Consider the following 16906-nt stretch of genomic DNA (forward strand, 5'->3'; position numbering starts at 1 on the left):
CCGTTCATCCCGTCACAAAATTCAAGCAAAAGACTTGGCGAACGCGTCAACCGCTGCCTTGAGATTTGCTTTGATGTTGTCGGTGAGTGCCTTTTCGTCGCGGATCGCATCGAGAACATCTTTGTGCTCGGTGCGCAGCGAAGAAAGAAGACCTGCTTCAAACTTGCCAACCTGGTCAACGGCAATCTTATCGAGATAGCCATTCACACCAGCGTAAATCACGGCAACCTGTTCTTCCGTCTTGAGCGGGGAGAACTGTGGCTGCTTGAGAAGTTCTGTCAGGCGTGCACCGCGGTTAAGCAAACGCTGTGTCGAAGCATCAAGATCCGAACCGAACTGAGCAAACGCTGCCATTTCACGATACTGGGCGAGTTCACCCTTAATCGAACCGGCAACCTGCTTCATGGCCTTGATCTGAGCGGACGAACCAACGCGCGAAACCGACAGACCGACGTTAACAGCCGGACGGATACCCTGATAGAAGAGGTTGGTTTCGAGGAAGATCTGGCCGTCAGTGATCGAGATCACATTGGTCGGAATGAACGCGGAAACGTCGTTACCCTGCGTTTCGATAACTGGCAGAGCCGTCAGCGAACCAGCGCCGTTTTCGTCGTTGAGCTTTGCAGCGCGTTCAAGAAGACGCGAATGCAGATAGAAAACGTCGCCTGGGTAAGCTTCACGGCCCGGAGGACGACGAAGCAGAAGCGACATCTGACGATAAGCAACGGCCTGCTTGGACAGATCGTCATAGCCGATCAGAGCATGCTGGCCATTGTCACGGAAATATTCACCGATCGCGCAGCCTGCGAATGGTGCAAGGTACTGCATCGGAGCCGGATCGGAAGCGGTAGCCGCGATCACGACTGAATATTCAAGAGCGCCGCGTTCTTCGAGAACCTTAACGAACTGAGCAACAGTCGAACGCTTCTGGCCGATAGCGACATAGACGCAATAAAGCTTTTCTTTGTCAGGGCCGTTGTCGTGGATTGGCTTCTGGTTCAGGAAGGTATCAAGAATGATTGCGGTCTTGCCGGTCTGACGGTCACCAATGACCAGCTCGCGCTGACCACGACCAACAGGGATCAGAGCATCAACAGCCTTGAGACCGGTCGACATTGGCTCATGAACCGACTTGCGCGGGATGATGCCCGGTGCCTTGACGTCGACGCGGCGACGCTCAGTAGCAACAATTGGGCCCTTGCCGTCGATTGGATTGCCGAGAGCATCGACAACGCGGCCGAGCAGGCCCGGACCGACTGGAACGTCAACGATCGCGCCGGTACGCTTGACGACGTCGCCTTCCTTGATGTCACGGTCGGCACCGAAAATAACCACACCGACATTGTCGGTTTCAAGGTTAAGCGCCATGCCGCGAATACCACCGGGGAATTCGACCATTTCGCCAGCCTGAACATTGTCCAGACCGTAAACGCGGGCGATACCGTCGCCGACGGACAGAACCTGACCGACTTCGGAGACCTCAGCCTCCTTGCCGAAGTTCTTGATTTGCTCTTTCAGGATAGCGGAAATTTCCGCGGCGCGGATGTCCATCAGCCGACCTCTTTCAGTGCAAGCTTGAGAGAAGAAAGTTTAGTGCGAAGGGACGTGTCGATCTGACGCGAACCCATTTTGACGATAAGACCGCCGAGGATCGACGGATCGACGGTGACATTGATCGTCACGTCCTTGCCGGCCACGCCCTTCAGCGTTGCCTTCAATTCGTTCTGCTGAGCTGTGGTCAGCTCATGTGCAGAAATAACATCTGCGGAAACTTCACCGCGATGTTCGGCTGCAATCTCACGGAAAGCGGCGATGATGCCCGGCAGCGTAAACAGGCGACGATTGGACGCCACGACGCGCAGGAAATTGCCGACCAGACCCTTGATGCCAGCCTTGTCAGCAATCGCGCCGATGGCGTGAAGCTGGTCTTCAGCATTGAAGACCGGGCTGGAAATCAGACGCTTCAGGTCTTCGCTTCCGCTCAGAAGCGCCTCGAAACGGCCAAGATCTTTTTCCACAGCAGCAACGGAATTCGCATCAAGCGCGAGCTCAAATAACGATCCGGCGTAGCGCTGTGCGACACCTGAAATGAGCGAAGACGTTTCTGCCACGAACAACCTGCTCTCTACGTTGAAACCATCTTTTTGGGAGTTCAGCAGGACCGATTGGCCCAAGCAGATGATTTTATTGAATGTTTCCGGGGAACCCCTGACGCGCGAGCGCGACAACACCGAAATGTGATTGCCGTCTAGCATAGACGAACCGGACTCGCAACACGCGAATCCCGCAGTTTTGTGTAAGTTTTGCCGCAGTTTTAGCTCAGAAAAGCACGAGGCATGCCCGCTCATACAGCGCAGAGCACTTTAGCGCAGCAATCCGACTTCATCTCACAAGGCCGAAAGCATAGAGCAAGGCCCCAGCAGCCAGCGCAAATTCGATGACAGCGGCAATGATATTATAGAAACTGCCGCCTTTATCCGACATCATCGAAATGAAGCGGCCGAACAGCGCAAATCCCCACACGGCCCCCAGCACAACCCATAAAAATGGCTGTGCAAAAATAAGACAACCAAGCCCTATTCCCAGATAGGGGCCCGCCAGAACCGCACGAATGGAGCTATAGGCTTCCGGGCGCGCATTGATCGGCTGAAGCCTGAGCAGCTTCATCGTGATGCCCGGCGCAAACAGCATAACAATGCCTGCCAAAGCCGTGACGACCGCAGCACTCCATGCGAGCCATTCGCCCGTTGTCGCGGGAAGATAGAATTCCATTGCGTTTCAACCTCTTCGTTTCCAGCCCTATAGCGAAAAACCCAACGGGTTTCCATAGCCCCGGTTTTTACAAAAAGCTTTGCGGATCAATATCCACCTGCACGCGGACAGACCCGCGTTCTTTGGGAGCTGCGGCCAGCAATGCCCGAATAAACCCTTGAATATCCGCCCTTTTTGTCCCGTGAACAAGGATGCGGAACCGATGTCTGCCGCGCACCAGTGCAAGCGGCGCTTCCGCCGGTCCAAGCACCGAAACCTCTTGAGAATGCGGTGCTGCACGACGAAGCGCGCGCGCATGATTTTCGGCATCAGGCCGGTTATCGGCAGAGATAATCAGCGCCGCAAGTCTCCCAAAGGGTGGCAGGGCACTGCGTTCGCGCTCTTCGATTTCCCGCGCATAAAACGCCTCCGAATCACCGCTCACAATAGCCCGCATCACCGGATGATCCGGCTGGTAGGTCTGGAGCAGTCCAAGGCTCTTGCGCCCTGTCCGCCCTGCGCGACCTGTCACCTGATTGAGCAGCTGAAAAGTGCGTTCGGCTGCGCGCGGATCGCCATTGGCAAGGCCAAGATCGGCATCCACAACGCCCACCAGCGTCATATTGGGGAAATTATGCCCCTTGGCCACAAGCTGCGTGCCGATGACGATATCCGCCTCGCCCTTGGCAATTGCATCCAGTTCAAGCCGAAGACGCTTCACACCGCCTGCCATATCCGACGAAAGAACAATGATTCGCGCATCCGGGAAGGTTGCCGCCACTTCCTCGGCAATGCGTTCAACGCCCGGACCACAGGCCACCAGATGATCCAGCGTGCCGCATTCCGGGCAGGCTTCCGGAACCGGCTCATGATAGCCGCATTGATGGCACATCAACTGGCCGCGAAAGCGGTGCTCAACCAGCCAGCTTGAACATTGCGGACACTGAAAGCGATGACCGCACACCCGGCAAAGCGTCAGCGGTGCATAGCCGCGCCTGTTGAGAAACAGCAGCGCCTGCTCGCCGCGCTCCACCGTTTTCCCCACAGCCTCAGTCAAGGCTGGCGACAAAAACCGTCCCGGCGGCGGCGGAGAGCGCCGCATATCAATGGTCTTGAGTGTCGGAAGTGCCGCTTCCGCATAGCGGCCATAGAGCTTGATTCGCTTATAGCGCCCCTGATCGGCATTCACCTGACTTTCGATAGAAGGTGTCGCCGATGCCAATATCACCGGAAAGCCGCCAATATGGCCACGCACGACAGCCATATCGCGTGCATTATAGAAAACGCGATCTTCCTGCTTGTAAGCCGGATCGTGCTCTTCATCGACCACAATCAGCCCAAGCTCTTTGAACGGCAAAAACAAAGCCGAGCGCGCACCCGCAACCACACGCACCGTCCCTTCAGCAACCTGCCGCCAGACGCGTTCCCGTGTGCGTGGTGCCAGATCGGAATGCCATTCGGCAGGCTTTGAACCAAACCGATCATGGAACCGGTCGAGAAACTGCTGTGTCAGCGCGATTTCCGGCAGCAGAATCAGCACCTGCCTGCCCATCTCCAACGCTTTTGCCACGGCTTCGAAATAGACTTCCGTCTTGCCCGAACCGGTCACACCATCGAGCAGTGAGACCGAAAAAGCGTTTTCTTCAACCGATTCCGCCAGCATTTCTGCAGCAGCCTGTTGATCCTCTGACAGAGTGGCCCGCGCATAATCAGGATCAGGTGTCGCAACGACCGCAGGCGGCGGAAGCATCACGTCCTCAAACACGCCCTGCATTTTCAAACCGTCCACAACGCTCAGCGAAACACCGGCTGCATGGGCCAGCCCGGAGCGCGTCCATGCCAAGCCGTCGCGTGCCAGTTCCATCACCCGGGCACGGGCATCCGTCATGCGTTCCGGCGCATGACCACAGTAGCGAAGGCCCGGCACTTTGGGCTCTGGATCAAAGGCTGCGGGCGCACGAAGCACCATACGCGCCACCATTCCGGGCGGCGAAAGCGTATAATCCGCAGCCCAGCGCATGAAGCGCAACATATGCGCATCCACGGGTGGGCAATCGAAAACTTCCGAAATTGCACGCAGCTTTTTGGCATCAACCGCATCGGTCGCGCCATCACAAACAATGCCCGCAACCTCACGCGGCCCCAAAGGCACACGCACGATGGAGCCGGGCTGGACCTGCATTCCTTCCGGCACCATATAAGAATATGGACGCTCAGCGGGCATAGGTACGAGTACAGGCACCACGCTTCGGGTGGGCTGTGCAAAAAGGTTTAAAATATCGTGCGAATCTTTCGACATGATTGCGTGACCTTGGCGCGGCTTTGCGCTAAAGAAAAGCCACCTTGCTGGATTTAAATCAATTTAAATCCCCTAACCCGCGCCCATTATGGAGGAATTCTGTTATGAAGTTTTTCGTCGACACTGCGGACGTCAAGGAAATCCGCGAACTCAATGACCTTGGTCTGGTTGATGGTGTGACCACCAATCCTTCGCTGATCCTCAAATCCGGCCGCGACATCATCGAAGTCACCAAGGAAATCTGCTCTTTCGTCAAGGGTCCGGTTTCGGCTGAAGTTGCTGCGACCGAATATGAGCAGATCATGAAGGAAGCTGCCGTCATTGCCAAAATTGCAGACAATATCTGCATCAAGCTGCCATTGACGCTCGACGGCCTCAAGGCTTGTAAGGCACTGACATCCGATGGTCACAAGACCAACGTAACGCTCTGCTTCTCGGCCAATCAGGCTCTGCTCGCAGCAAAAGCTGGCGCGACCTTCGTATCGCCATTCATCGGTCGTCTTGACGACACCGGCATCAACGGCATGGAACTGATTGCTGAAATCCGTACCATCTTCGACAACTACGATTTCCGCACTGAAATTCTCGCTGCTTCGGTTCGCACCGTAAACCACGTCAAGGAAGCAGCCCTTATCGGCGCCGACGTCGTTACCGCGCCTCCGGCAACGCTCAAGGCACTCGTCAAGCACCCACTGACCGACAAGGGCCTTGAAGCTTTCCTCGCCGACTGGGCGAAGACCGGCCAGAAAATCGCTTAATCAGCACGCTGACTAGAATGTAAAAACGGCGGATCATTGATCCGCCGTTTTTGTTTGTCTCAACAAAAAAGCGGCACAGAATGCGCCGCCTTTTCAAACTCGATCAAGCTGAACACCTCAGAGCTTCGACATCTGCATGGCGATCGCCAGATAAATCTGCTCGGCCAGTTCTTCCGCCGCACGCTTGGTCGCATCGCGTTCAGCACGCAGATTGGCGAATTCCTGACGCGGACGGTCAAACGAGGCGCCGACCGTGCGCGTGCCGGATTTCAGCGGTTTGCCATCCTTATCGAACAAAACGAAATTCGAAGTCGCATTGACCGTACCAGCCGAAGGACGGCCCGTGCGGTCCGTTCGGTCACCAACATCGACACTCACGAAAGATGTAACCGATTTGCTTAAGCCCAGACGCAGCTTGTAGTTCGGATTGGCAGGCTCACCAGCACCGCCGGAAAGCAAGAAGATCAGCCGATTACGAACCTGAACACCGTAAATGCTGTTTTCAGGATCGACCGAAATCGATGCGAGCTTCGCGCGCATATCCGGCGTCACACTGCCGCCAATCGTACTGCCTGCACTGCCACCGCCCGAATAGAGCGGCTGCACCGTACAGCCAGCAAGAAGAACTACGGCTCCGATGGCCACAATCGCCACACGGAGATTCTGAAAAGCGGAAATCAAGCGATCAGGCAACGACATTGACGATCCTTTGTGGCACCACGATGATCTTCTTCGGCGAGCCCCCTTCGAGCGCGGCCTTGACAAAATCAAGTTCGAGCACCGCCTGCTGGATTGTAGCTTGATCAGCGTCGCGCGCGATTGTCAAATCCCCACGCTTCTTACCGTTGATCTGAACCGGCATAACGATCTCGTTTTCCACGATCAAAGCGGCATCGAACTGCGGCCAAGGTGCACGGGCAACCAGCGTTTCCCGACCAGCAATCTTGCCACCAAGCTCTATGGCGCACTGTTCGGCCAGATGCGGCATCATTGGGGCGAGCATCATGATCAGCATTTCAGTTGCTTCACGCACTGCCGCCTTCAGCTCATCGTCCGCTTTACCGGCTGCAACCTGCTGCAATGGTGCTGCAAGCGCATTGACCAATTCATAAAGACGGGCAACAGCGCGGTTGAAGGCGAGTTTTTCAATGTCGTCACCGACGGCCTGAACGGCCTTGTGAGCAGCCTTGGATACGGCAATTGCATCACCCTGCGTGCCAGCCTTGGGTGCCACATTCTTCAAACCGACAGCGGCTTCCGAAACCAGACGCCAGACGCGCTGCACAAAACGATGCGCGCCTTCGGCACCCGCTTCCGTCCAGATAACGTCGCGTTCCGGCGGACTGTCGGACAGCATGAACCACCGCGCAGTATCGGCACCATAAGACGAGATAATGTCGTCGGGATCGACCACATTCTTCTTCGACTTCGACATTTTTTCGATCGAACCGATTTCAACCGGAGCACCGCTGTCGAGCATGGTGGCCGTGCGTTTACCCTCTGATTCTTCAATACGAATATCGGCCGGTGCAACCCACTGGCCATTGGCCTTGTAGGTTTCATGCACAACCATGCCCTGCGTGAAGAGACCCTTGAATGGCTCTTCAATGCCAACATGACCCGCCACTTTCATGGCGCGGGTGAAAAAGCGCGAATAAAGCAGATGCAAAATCGCATGCTCAACACCGCCAATATACTGATCAACCGGCAACCAGTGATCGGCAATTGCGCGGTCGGTCGGCTCATTTTCCCAAGGGGCTGTAAAGCGCGTGTAATACCAGGACGAATCAACAAACGTATCCATCGTGTCGGTCTCACGACGGGCTTCGCCACCGCATTTCGGGCACTTCACATGACGCCATGTTGCATGACGGTCGAGCGGATTGCCCGGACGGTCGAACTCGACATCATCCGGCAGCTTGACCGGCAGATCAGCACGCGGCACCGGATTAACGCCACAGCTTTCGCAATGGATCATCGGGATCGGGCAACCCCAGTAACGCTGGCGCGAAATACCCCAATCGCGCAGACGGAACTGAACTTTACGCGCAGCCTGCGGACGGCCATCGAACTCGGTCTTTTCCAGACGGTTTGCCACTTCGTTAAACGCTGCTTCCGGCGTCATACCGTCGAGGAAGCGTGAATTCACCATCACGCCATCATCGGTATAAGCCGTGTCGCCGATAACAAAACTCGCCGCATCTTCGCCCTTTGGCAGAACGACAGGCGTCACCTTCAAACCATATTTGTTGGCGAAATCCAGATCGCGCTGATCATGGCCGGGACAGCCGAAAATCGCACCCGTTCCATAGTCCATCAGCACGAAGTTTGCGACGTAAACCGGCAGTTCCCAATTCTCGTCAAACGGATGCTTAACCTTGATGCCGGTGTCGAAGCCCTTCTTTTCAGCGGTTTCAAGCGCTGCAACAGAGGTGCCCGTGCGTCGGCATTCATCTGCAAACTCAGCCAGATTGGCATTGGTTTCCGCGAGCTTTTTGGCCAGCGGATGATCGGCAGCAATCGCCACAAAGGATGCACCAAACAGCGTATCCGGGCGGGTGGTGTAAACTTCCACTTCCGAGAAACCGGACGGCGCAGTCTTGCTATCCAGCGCGAAGCGAACCTGCAGGCCTTCCGACTTGCCGATCCAGTTCTTCTGCATGACGCGGACTTTTTCCGGCCACTGGTCAAGCGTATCAAGACCAGCCAGCAGATCTTCGCTGAAATCGGTGATCTTGAAGAACCACTGCGTCAGCTCGCGCTGTTCTACCAGCGCACCGGAACGCCAGCCACGACCATCCACAACCTGCTCATTGGCAAGCACGGTGTTGTCAACCGGATCCCAGTTGACCTTGGACGTCTTGCGCGTCACCAAACCTTTTTCAAACAGGTCGATGAACAGCATCTGCTGACGATGGTAATATTCGACATCACAGGTCGCAAATTCACGGGTCCAGTCGAGCGACAGTCCCATGGATTTGAGCTGACGCTTCATGGTTGCGATATTCTGATAGGTCCATTCCTTCGGATGCACCTTGTTCTGCATCGCCGCATTTTCCGCAGGCATGCCAAACGCGTCCCAGCCCATTGGGTGAAGCACGTTGAACCCCTTGGCGCGCTTATAACGCGCGACCACGTCACCCATCGCATAGTTGCGCACATGGCCCATATGAATGCGCCCCGATGGATAAGGGAACATTTCGAGCACGTAGTACTTCTCGCGGGGATCGCTATTGTCGGTTTCGAAAGTCTGGTTTTCTTCCCAGATTTTCTGCCAATGAGCTTCCGCCACGCGCGGATTATAACGTTCGGCTGCCATGAGCGTATTTACTCGTACGAAGATGATGCAATAAGGAGAGTCGTCATTAATGGCGACCTTCACCACGTATTGGCGAAAGCGTCAAGTTTTTGCGGACGAAAAGCCTGAAAGCGAGAGTTTCATGTCAGATATTGGTGCAAACCTGAACAACGTCAAGGCATCCATTGCGCGCGCCGAGGAGGAAGCCCGTCGTGATAAAGGGTCAGTGACGCTCGTGGCTGTGTCGAAAACATTCGATGCAGCTGAAATACGTCCGGCGCTTGATCTCGGTCAGCGGGTCTTCGGTGAAAACCGCGTTCAGGAAGCGCAAGGCAAATGGCCAGCGCTTCGCGAAGCCTATTCCGGCATTGAGCTGCATCTGATCGGACCACTGCAATCCAACAAAGCAGCCGATGCAGTCAAGCTGTTCGATGTGATTGAAACCGTCGACCGCGAAAAGATTGCGGCAGCCCTTGCCAGTGAGATTAAAAAACAAGGCAAGAGTCCAAAGCTTTACGTGCAGGTCAATACCGGCCTTGAAGAGCAGAAGGCTGGTATCCCGCCAAAAGAGGCTGTCGCTTTTGTTGAACGCTGCCGCAAGGAACATGGCCTTTCAATCGAAGGCCTGATGTGTATCCCGCCTGCAGATGAAAATCCGGGGCCGCATTTTGCGCTTTTGGAAAAGCTTGCGCGTGAAGCTCAGGTCAAAAAGCTCTCCATGGGCATGTCAGGCGATTATGAAACCGCCATCGGCTTCGGTGCGACTTCAGTGCGTGTGGGGTCGGCAATCTTTGGCGGACGCAGCTATTCCCCGACCGCCTGATTGTTTTTTCAATGAAGCAGCATCTCGCCTTTTAAAGGATGCCAATCCGACGGACCAAGCAAACGGTTATGCGCGTAAACGACCGAATGCAACGGTCCGTCGATCTTTTCCTTCCAGAATTCAATAAAGCCGTGAAGCACTGGAAAGTCTGGCGCCAGATCATAGTCTTGCCAGACATAGAGCTGCAAAAGATGCGGATGATCCGGCATATGATAAAAGATTTTTGCCGTCGTCAGACCGTAACCGGCAAGCTGCAATTCAAAGGCAGACTTTGAAGTAAAAGCGGTTGTCGTCATGGCGATTTCCCCTTTTTTAGGGAGCCGATTATAAATATCCCGTGGCTCCGGCAATATTTAGAATAGCAAAATATAGTTTTTAAATAGTAAAAACAATATGTTAGCAACACATCAAGGTGAGTGCTGCCATGTTTTCAATTTTTTGTGCTGCGTCACTGTGGACCATAGTCGATCCCAATGTCTAATTTACGTTGAGCCAGACAGATTGTAGATGAGTCTGGCAATAGCTTCGCCCTCATGCGGGCTATTGATTTCGGCGGGAGGATCGCTGGACAGTTAAAGCATTTCCAGCAAAAGTGGGAACCGGTTTTGCGTCCGGAAATGCGTAAAGCAAAAATATAGCGCTTCCATAGTTTGTCATCAACGGGAGGCGCTCAAGGAGGAAGATATGTCGGAAAAGCTTTACCCTGTACTGCCGGGGGCAAAGAAGAATACGCTCATCGACAACGAGAAATATCTCGAATGGTACAATGAGAGCGTGACCGACCCGGATGGTTTCTGGGCCAAGCACGGCCGACGGATTGACTGGTTCAAGCCCTTCACCAAAGTCAAGAATACGGATTTCAACGGCGACGTATCGATCAAGTGGTATGAAGATGGCGTCACCAACGTTTCCTACAACTGTATAGACCGCCACCTCAAAAGCCGTGGCGATAAGGTTGCGATCATCTGGGAAGGTGACAATCCGTATATCGACAAGAAAATCACCTATCTTGAACTCTACGAAAATGTCTGCCGTCTCGCCAATGTGCTCAAAAAGCATGGCGTGAAAAAAGGTGACCGTGTCACCATCTATCTGCCGATGATCCCGGAAGCGACCTATGCGATGCTCGCCTGCGCCCGTATTGGTGCGGTGCATTCCGTCGTCTTTGCCGGTTTCTCACCGGAGGCGCTCGCCGGACGTATCGTCGATTGTGAATCCACGTTCATCATCACGGCAGATGAAGGCGTGCGCGGCGGCAAGCCGGTTCCACTCAAGGAAAACACCGACACCGCCATCGACATTGCCGCCAAGCAATATGTCATGGTCAACAAGGTTCTGACTGTGCGTCGTACCGGCGGCAAGGTCAGCTGGGGACCAGGCCGCGATCTGTGGTATCATCAGGAAGTCGCAAGCGTCGAACCGACCTGCGATCCAGAACCTATGAATGCGGAAGATCCGCTGTTCATCCTCTATACGTCCGGCTCCACCGGCAAGCCAAAGGGTGTCTTGCACACCACCGGCGGCTATCTCGTCTACGCTTCGATGACCCATCAATATGTCTTCGACTATCATGATGGCGATATCTACTGGTGCACAGCGGATGTGGGCTGGGTCACAGGCCATTCCTATATCGTTTATGGGCCGCTTGCGAATGGCGCAACCACGCTGATGTTTGAAGGTGTGCCAAACTTCCCCGATCAGGGACGTTTCTGGGAAGTCATCGACAAGCATCACGTCAACATTTTCTACACCGCACCAACCGCGATCCGTGCGCTGATGGGCGCTGGCGACGAATTCGTCACCCGTTCATCACGTTCAACACTGCGCCTTCTCGGCTCAGTGGGCGAGCCGATCAATCCCGAAGCCTGGGAATGGTATTATAACGTCGTGGGTGACCAGCAATCACCAATCGTTGACACATGGTGGCAGACGGAAACGGGCGGCATCCTCATCACCCCTCTTCCTGGGGCAACCGATCTCAAGCCCGGTTCGGCAACCCGTCCATTCTTTGGCGTCAAGCCGCAGCTTGTGGACAATGAAGGCGCTGTGATTGAAGGCGCAACCGATGGCAATCTCTGCATCATCGATAGCTGGCCGGGCCAGATGCGCACGCTTTATGGTGACCACAAGCGCTTCATCGAGGCTTACTTCTCCACTTATAAGGGCAAGTATTTCACGGGTGATGGCTGCCGCCGCGACGATGACGGCTATTACTGGATCACAGGCCGCGTCGATGACGTGCTCAACATTTCCGGCCATCGCCTTGGCACGGCGGAAATCGAATCGGCCCTCGTTTCGCATCACTCGGTTTCGGAAGCTGCCGTTGTCGGCTACCCGCATCCAATCAAAGGACAGGGCATTTATTGCTATGTCACACTGATGAGTGGTGCAGAAACACAAGATGCCGATGCTCTGCGCAAAGAGCTGACGCTGCATGTGCGCAAGGAAATCGGTCCGATTGCCACGCCGGACAAGATTCAGTTCTCTCCCGGCCTGCCAAAGACCCGTTCAGGCAAGATCATGCGCCGCATTCTGCGCAAAATCGCCGAGGACGAATTCAGTGCACTGGGGGATACATCGACCCTTGCCGATCCGGGTGTGGTGAACGATCTGATCGAAAACCGCCAGAACAAGAAGTAAAAAAAGAGGCCGGGATTTCCCGGCCTTTTTGCTAACACCATCACCTGAAATTCTGACTTGAGCATTGATAAAAAATGCAAAGCATCTTTGCGTAGAGCAATACATAACAACAAACCGATCCGGAACTCGTCTCAGCTTTCCTGCTTATCCATGCGCGACTGAAAGCTGCGAAAAGTCGCCTTTCCGCCATTCTTCGCAGCGTAAAGCGCCGCATCTGCATTGCTGAAAACATCCGATGCAGAATAACCCGATATCGGCGCAATCCCAACGGATGCACCAAGCACTAACGAGCGGCCATTGAAATCGACGGGTTCACACAGACGATCAATAATGGCTTGAGCAAAAGTCTCTGTTGCTTGCTGATCATAAGAACCCGATGTGATAATGGCAAACTCATCTCCACCGATCCTGAAAATACGACTGCCGGGATCATTCAAATCCCGAAGGCGATTGCCCATTTCTCTTATACATTCATCGCCTGCAAGATGGCCAAACCTGTCATTTATGTTTTTAAACCCGTCAAGGTCGATCAACATAAGAAAACCGGGTATCTTGTCATTGCTGGCAGCATCCAGCGTCGAAGACAGCTTTACATGAAACTGGCTTTTATTGGCCAGACCAGACATTTGATCATACTCGGCAAGATATATAATCCGATCAAACAACGCCTTCTGATCTGTGATATCTTGTTTCATCCCGAAAATTCGAACGGGCACATCTCCCTGGCATTCAATCGACGCAGTGATGCGTATCCAGCGTTTGTTACCGCGAAAAGTGGTTATCTCAGCTTCGAATGTAAAACCGCTACGCTGCGCGATTGCGTCGGATCGGCGCTTTTGCAGCTCCGCCCTTGACGCTTCCGTATAACACGCCAGCGTATCAGCGCGTGAAAGCACTGCACCGCGAGGCAACTCGAAAATGTCATAGGCATAGTCGGACCAGGTCAATTCTTCATCCGGCAAAGTGCATTCCCAGATACCGATCTGAGCGACAATGGAAGACTGTCCGTAAATTTTTTTGAAATGCGCAAGCGTCTGTGCCTGCGCATTGATGAACTGATCTTTGATTTCCAATTCAAGCCGCAGGCGCTGCAGCTCTTCTTGCAACTGGCTCAGCACGGTTTCATCCTTGGTTGACACTAAAATATCCACCGTTTCAGCAACAACAACGCTCAACTTATCAAATCCCAGAATCTCTGCTTCTTGCCGTGTTGCTTGCGGAGATTGTCGAGATAAACACTATGCTGAACGACAGAGCCGTAGTCCGCAATATTGCGATCCATAGCACCGCACTCCATCACATGTCGCGCTGCATGTTTGTAGCGGCTGGAGCGGGCATATGTGAGTGTAAAATCAATCATTGCACGAAGTACAAGCGTCGCAGCAAGCGGATATCTATCCGCCAGCTTTTCTGCCGCTTGCGACAAGAGTTCATAATTATTGCCATCCAGCTCGGAAGCACGCTTTACAACAAGCCTGTCTGCTTCGCTCAAAGCGGGATATTGAAGAAAGAAAAGCAGCGCACGATTGGCATCAGGGTAATCTGCAATAAAAGCAAACGCCTTGTCTTCCGCTTCCATATCATCGAAATCAGGCAGACGTCGCAAAAATTCACGTAACAGCACATCGTTGAGCGTCTGTTCAAAGCATTGCCAGCGAAATTGCTGCGCGCCTTCGCTGTGTCCAAGCGCTTCCAGAACATCGGCACGCGTCGCCTGCCACTCTGGCAAGACGTCCCTGCGTCCGTCGAACTCCGCCTTATCAAGCGCCCTCAGGGCTTCTTCAGCGCGCCCTGCCGCAAGCAGTCTTTGAGCGATTTCAGTCGAAATGCGCGGAACAATATGCGTGTGCGCAGGATATTGCGCAATAAAAAGATCCACATCACCGAGCGCATCTGCAATTTGCTGGAGTACAAACTGAGCGGTCATCGACTTGTCGTCCGCATGAAGCCGATCTTCGTAAATCGGACCAGTGCTGCTCCATCCAATGATCTGCTTATAGTGCACAGATCGTATAGGCTCCGGCTCAGCAGCCCATGCCTCAACGGCCGTCTGCAGCTGTCTTAAGCCCATATCACCAAGCGCAGGACGCATGGAATCAATCAGCCGATCAAACTGACCATAGCCGTTATCCTGAAGCGCATTGAAAACTTTCTCAACCAGACGATCCTTAGGAATACCGGCGAGCATCGCTATATGACCGGCATCATCGCTTGCAGCATGAAAACGCTCGATGAGCGTGCCGCTGCCATCACCCGAGCGCTCGAAAATCGAATCTGCGAGCGAAAGGAACTGCCATATAAGTTCAAACCCCTCTTCAGGATCATGCGGGGCAATTTTTTCAACGATAGTCCTGCGTTGATTTTCAAGGTCCGCACAAAAGGGCTTAACCTTCTTCCAATCTATCCAGCTCTTTGCGCGCGCAATGCTGCCCAGCCGCTTTCGAACCTCCCGGGCAAGCTCGACGCCGCTTGAATGACCCGCCAGTTCCATCCGAAGCCGGCGCTTGTGATTGGCATTGCCAGTGCTGATCTCTATCAGAAGTGCAGCCAGACGCTCCACACCAAGCGCCTGAAGGTGTTTCGCGTTCAGAGTGGTCTTCGAGGACATCCGTCATCCCATTTTTTGAGCCAAAGAATATAGATCAAGCCCAAAGACATAAGATATTTTAGCAATTGGTTAAATATCGAATAACCGGATAGTGTACCATTTATTTGAACATCGAACCGAACAAACATCGGCTGTTGCGATTTTAATGATTCAACTCCATCCAGAAATGCTCTAGATGGTCTTATGCGTGTTCCATCGTCCGACGATCCTATTTATAACCCGCCATTAGAGCCTTATATATCCATCATTCACCGTGATGAGGACATTCTGGTGCTTGATAAACCAAGCGGGCTGTTATCCGTAGCCGGGCGACATCCGGCCTTGTCGGACAGTCTTGCCACACGTGTGCAAAAGCAATTTCCGAATGCTCTCATGATCAACCGTCTGGACAAAGATACGTCGGGACTGGTTTTGATGTCGCTCAATCGCAAAGCACATGCAGCTGTTGCAGCGCAGTTTGAAACCCGCACAACCCAGAAATCTTATATCGCAGAAGTATGGGGGCACGTGGAAGGCGATAGCGGCCTGATCGACTTGCCTCTGGCAATCGACCATGAGAACAAGCCGCGTCATCGCGTAGACCATGAGAACGGCAAACCCGCACAGACGCGCTGGCAAGTTTTAGAGCGCGGCAAACACACAACGCGGCTACAATTGTCTCCGTTAACGGGTCGAACGCACCAGCTGCGTGTTCACATGAAGGCGATAGGACACGTCATCCTTGGCGATGCGTTTTATGCTGAGGGCGCCGCATTGAGCGCATCCGCACGTTTAATGCTTCATGCTGAGCAACTGGCCTTCCGGCATCCGGATGGGCATAACGTAAAATTTTCCATCCCCTGCCCATTCTGAGATCAAGCATGACGCAAAAGGCGGAACCATCAGAGCTCATCGTTGATTTTGTAGGCGGCGCAGTCGGCCATAGGTTCCGGTCCGGCGAAGGACGCGATCAGGCGCTTGCAAAAGCGGTAGGCTTCTCGCGCGGCGTCACGCCCGATATTGTGGACGCGACAGCTGGCCTTGGCCGTGATGCCTTTCTGCTTGCATCCCTTGGCGCGACTGTAACGCTGATTGAGCGCTCAAAAAAAATGTATGATTTGCTGAGTGATGCTCTCGCCCGTGCGTATTCCGAGGGCGGCAGATATGCGCAGACAATCGCGCGGATGACATTATTGCATGGCGATTCTTGCCTGCTCTTACCCGAATTGAAGCCGAAAGTGGTGCTGGTCGACCCGATGCATCCCCCACGCGGCAATTCGGCATTGGTCAAAAAAGAAATGCGACAAATCCGGGAGATCGTCGGCACGGACCCTGATTCAGAAAAGCTGATGCAAATCGCATTGGAAGTGGCAGAGAATCGCGTCGTTCTGAAATGGCCTTTAAGAGCCGAACCGATGCCGGGCCTACGCAAACCATCGCATCAGATCTTAGGCAAAAGCACGCGCTATGATGTGTTCGTCAAAACGAAAATCGTTGCACAATGAATAAATGACTGAATCTCTGAATTAAACCGGATGAACTGCGCGCAGATCTTGACTGTTTAGAGCTTGCATTTTGGTTGTACAGGGCCCTTAAACAACAAAACCCGCAGCGGATGCTACGGGTTTGTCGTTATCAGTGGTTGCGGGGGCAGGATTTGAACCTGCGGCCTTCAGGTTATGAGCCTGACGAGCTACCGGGCTGCTCCACCCCGCGCTATTTTTTGAACTATTCGGGTCATGATATTATT

Annotated in this window: 14 protein-coding genes and 1 tRNA gene; 5 read left to right on the plus strand and 10 right to left on the minus strand. The window is 53.8% G+C overall.

Features of this window, described 5'->3' with window-relative positions; translation table 11 throughout:
• Positions 1–21 precede the first annotated feature (21 nt).
• The 4 genes from atpA to ABE527_RS11575 all read right to left on the minus strand — a co-directional run bounded on the left by atpA (position 22) and on the right by ABE527_RS11575 (position 5050).
• Positions 22–1551 (minus strand): F0F1 ATP synthase subunit alpha, encoded by a 1530-nt coding sequence (gene atpA, locus ABE527_RS11560; RefSeq protein ID WP_265984875.1) that lies wholly within the window; start codon positions 1549–1551, stop codon positions 22–24.
• Complete coding sequence (locus tag ABE527_RS11565) at positions 1551–2111, minus strand: F0F1 ATP synthase subunit delta (RefSeq protein ID WP_265984876.1); 561 nt, start codon at positions 2109–2111, stop codon at positions 1551–1553. Before ABE527_RS11565 ends, atpA begins: the two co-directional genes overlap by 1 nt.
• A gap of 271 nt (positions 2112–2382) precedes the next feature.
• Positions 2383–2772, minus strand: coding sequence for an AGROH133_08824 family phage infection protein (locus ABE527_RS11570; protein ID WP_265984877.1), 390 nt, complete (start codon positions 2770–2772; stop codon positions 2383–2385).
• A 67-nt stretch (positions 2773–2839) separates the two neighbouring features.
• On the minus strand, positions 2840–5050 hold the full coding sequence (locus tag ABE527_RS11575; protein WP_499696994.1) for a primosomal protein N': 2211 nt from the start codon (positions 5048–5050) through the stop codon (positions 2840–2842).
• Between the two features lie 104 nt (positions 5051–5154).
• On the opposite strand from ABE527_RS11575, the gene fsa reads away from it, so the two are divergent.
• Positions 5155–5808: a fructose-6-phosphate aldolase gene (gene fsa, locus ABE527_RS11580; RefSeq protein WP_265984879.1), complete on the plus strand. Its 654-nt coding sequence runs from the start codon at positions 5155–5157 to the stop codon at positions 5806–5808.
• Between the two features lie 117 nt (positions 5809–5925).
• Here the strand turns inward: fsa and lptE are convergent, their stop codons facing one another.
• Complete coding sequence (gene lptE / locus ABE527_RS11585) at positions 5926–6507, minus strand: LPS assembly lipoprotein LptE (RefSeq protein ID WP_265984880.1); 582 nt, start codon at positions 6505–6507, stop codon at positions 5926–5928.
• A complete protein-coding gene (gene leuS, locus ABE527_RS11590; RefSeq protein ID WP_499696995.1) occupies positions 6494–9127 on the minus strand; it encodes a leucine--tRNA ligase in 2634 nt (877 codons plus the stop codon). The genes lptE and leuS overlap by 14 nt, the downstream gene beginning before the upstream one ends.
• Before the next feature lie 121 nt (positions 9128–9248).
• Between leuS and ABE527_RS11595 the strand changes: the two genes are divergently transcribed.
• Positions 9249–9929: a YggS family pyridoxal phosphate-dependent enzyme gene (locus ABE527_RS11595; protein ID WP_499697001.1), complete on the plus strand. Its 681-nt coding sequence runs from the start codon at positions 9249–9251 to the stop codon at positions 9927–9929.
• Positions 9930–9937: 8 nt separating this feature from the next.
• Here the strand turns inward: ABE527_RS11595 and ABE527_RS11600 are convergent, their stop codons facing one another.
• Entirely contained in the window at positions 9938–10225 is a 288-nt protein-coding gene (locus tag ABE527_RS11600; protein WP_265984882.1) for an usg protein, read from the minus strand.
• Between the two features lie 388 nt (positions 10226–10613).
• Here ABE527_RS11600 and acs point away from each other — a divergent pair, with 388 nt between their 5' ends.
• Positions 10614–12569, plus strand: a complete 1956-nt coding sequence (gene acs, locus ABE527_RS11605) for an acetate--CoA ligase (RefSeq protein WP_265984883.1) — start codon at positions 10614–10616, stop codon at positions 12567–12569.
• 131 nt (positions 12570–12700) lie between these two features.
• Here the strand turns inward: acs and ABE527_RS11610 are convergent, their stop codons facing one another.
• Positions 12701–13744: a diguanylate cyclase domain-containing protein gene (locus tag ABE527_RS11610; RefSeq protein ID WP_499696996.1), complete on the minus strand. Its 1044-nt coding sequence runs from the start codon at positions 13742–13744 to the stop codon at positions 12701–12703.
• Positions 13741–15177 (minus strand): DUF6880 family protein, encoded by a 1437-nt coding sequence (locus tag ABE527_RS11615; protein ID WP_499696997.1) that lies wholly within the window; start codon positions 15175–15177, stop codon positions 13741–13743. Before ABE527_RS11615 ends, ABE527_RS11610 begins: the two co-directional genes overlap by 4 nt.
• 183 nt (positions 15178–15360) lie before the next feature.
• On the opposite strand from ABE527_RS11615, the gene ABE527_RS11620 reads away from it, so the two are divergent.
• Both ABE527_RS11620 and ABE527_RS11625 read left to right on the plus strand, forming a co-directional pair.
• Positions 15361–16029, plus strand: a complete 669-nt coding sequence (locus tag ABE527_RS11620) for a pseudouridine synthase (protein WP_265984886.1) — start codon at positions 15361–15363, stop codon at positions 16027–16029.
• Between the two features lie 8 nt (positions 16030–16037).
• Positions 16038–16661, plus strand: a complete 624-nt coding sequence (locus ABE527_RS11625) for a class I SAM-dependent methyltransferase (protein ID WP_499696998.1) — start codon at positions 16038–16040, stop codon at positions 16659–16661.
• A 134-nt stretch (positions 16662–16795) separates the two neighbouring features.
• Here the strand turns inward: ABE527_RS11625 and ABE527_RS11630 are convergent.
• Positions 16796–16872, minus strand: a tRNA-Met gene (locus tag ABE527_RS11630).
• Between the last annotated feature and the right edge of the window lie 34 nt (positions 16873–16906).

Origin of the sequence: Brucella sp. TWI432 (genome assembly GCF_039674445.1) — a bacterium.
GTDB classification, from domain to species: Bacteria; Pseudomonadota; Alphaproteobacteria; order Rhizobiales; family Rhizobiaceae; genus Brucella; species Brucella chromiisoli.

Bases quoted from the DNA above. Each gene is read 5' to 3' on its own strand.
- atpA (WP_265984875.1), bottom strand. From the start codon at position 1,551: ATGGACATCCGCGCCGCGGAAATTTCCGCTATCCTGAAAGAGCAAATC.
- ABE527_RS11570 (WP_265984877.1), bottom strand. From the start codon at position 2,772: ATGGAATTCTATCTTCCCGCGACAACGGGCGAATGGCTCGCATGGAGT.
- ABE527_RS11575 (WP_499696994.1), bottom strand. From the start codon at position 5,050: ATGTCGAAAGATTCGCACGATATTTTAAACCTTTTTGCACAGCCCACC.
- fsa (WP_265984879.1), top strand. From the start codon at position 5,155: ATGAAGTTTTTCGTCGACACTGCGGACGTCAAGGAAATCCGCGAACTC.
- lptE (WP_265984880.1), bottom strand. From the start codon at position 6,507: ATGTCGTTGCCTGATCGCTTGATTTCCGCTTTTCAGAATCTCCGTGTG.
- leuS (WP_499696995.1), bottom strand. From the start codon at position 9,127: ATGGCAGCCGAACGTTATAATCCGCGCGTGGCGGAAGCTCATTGGCAG.
- ABE527_RS11595 (WP_499697001.1), top strand. From the start codon at position 9,249: ATGTCAGATATTGGTGCAAACCTGAACAACGTCAAGGCATCCATTGCG.
- ABE527_RS11600 (WP_265984882.1), bottom strand. From the start codon at position 10,225: ATGACGACAACCGCTTTTACTTCAAAGTCTGCCTTTGAATTGCAGCTT.
- acs (WP_265984883.1), top strand. From the start codon at position 10,614: ATGTCGGAAAAGCTTTACCCTGTACTGCCGGGGGCAAAGAAGAATACG.
- ABE527_RS11615 (WP_499696997.1), bottom strand. From the start codon at position 15,177: ATGTCCTCGAAGACCACTCTGAACGCGAAACACCTTCAGGCGCTTGGT.
- ABE527_RS11620 (WP_265984886.1), top strand. From the start codon at position 15,361: ATGCGTGTTCCATCGTCCGACGATCCTATTTATAACCCGCCATTAGAG.
- ABE527_RS11625 (WP_499696998.1), top strand. From the start codon at position 16,038: ATGACGCAAAAGGCGGAACCATCAGAGCTCATCGTTGATTTTGTAGGC.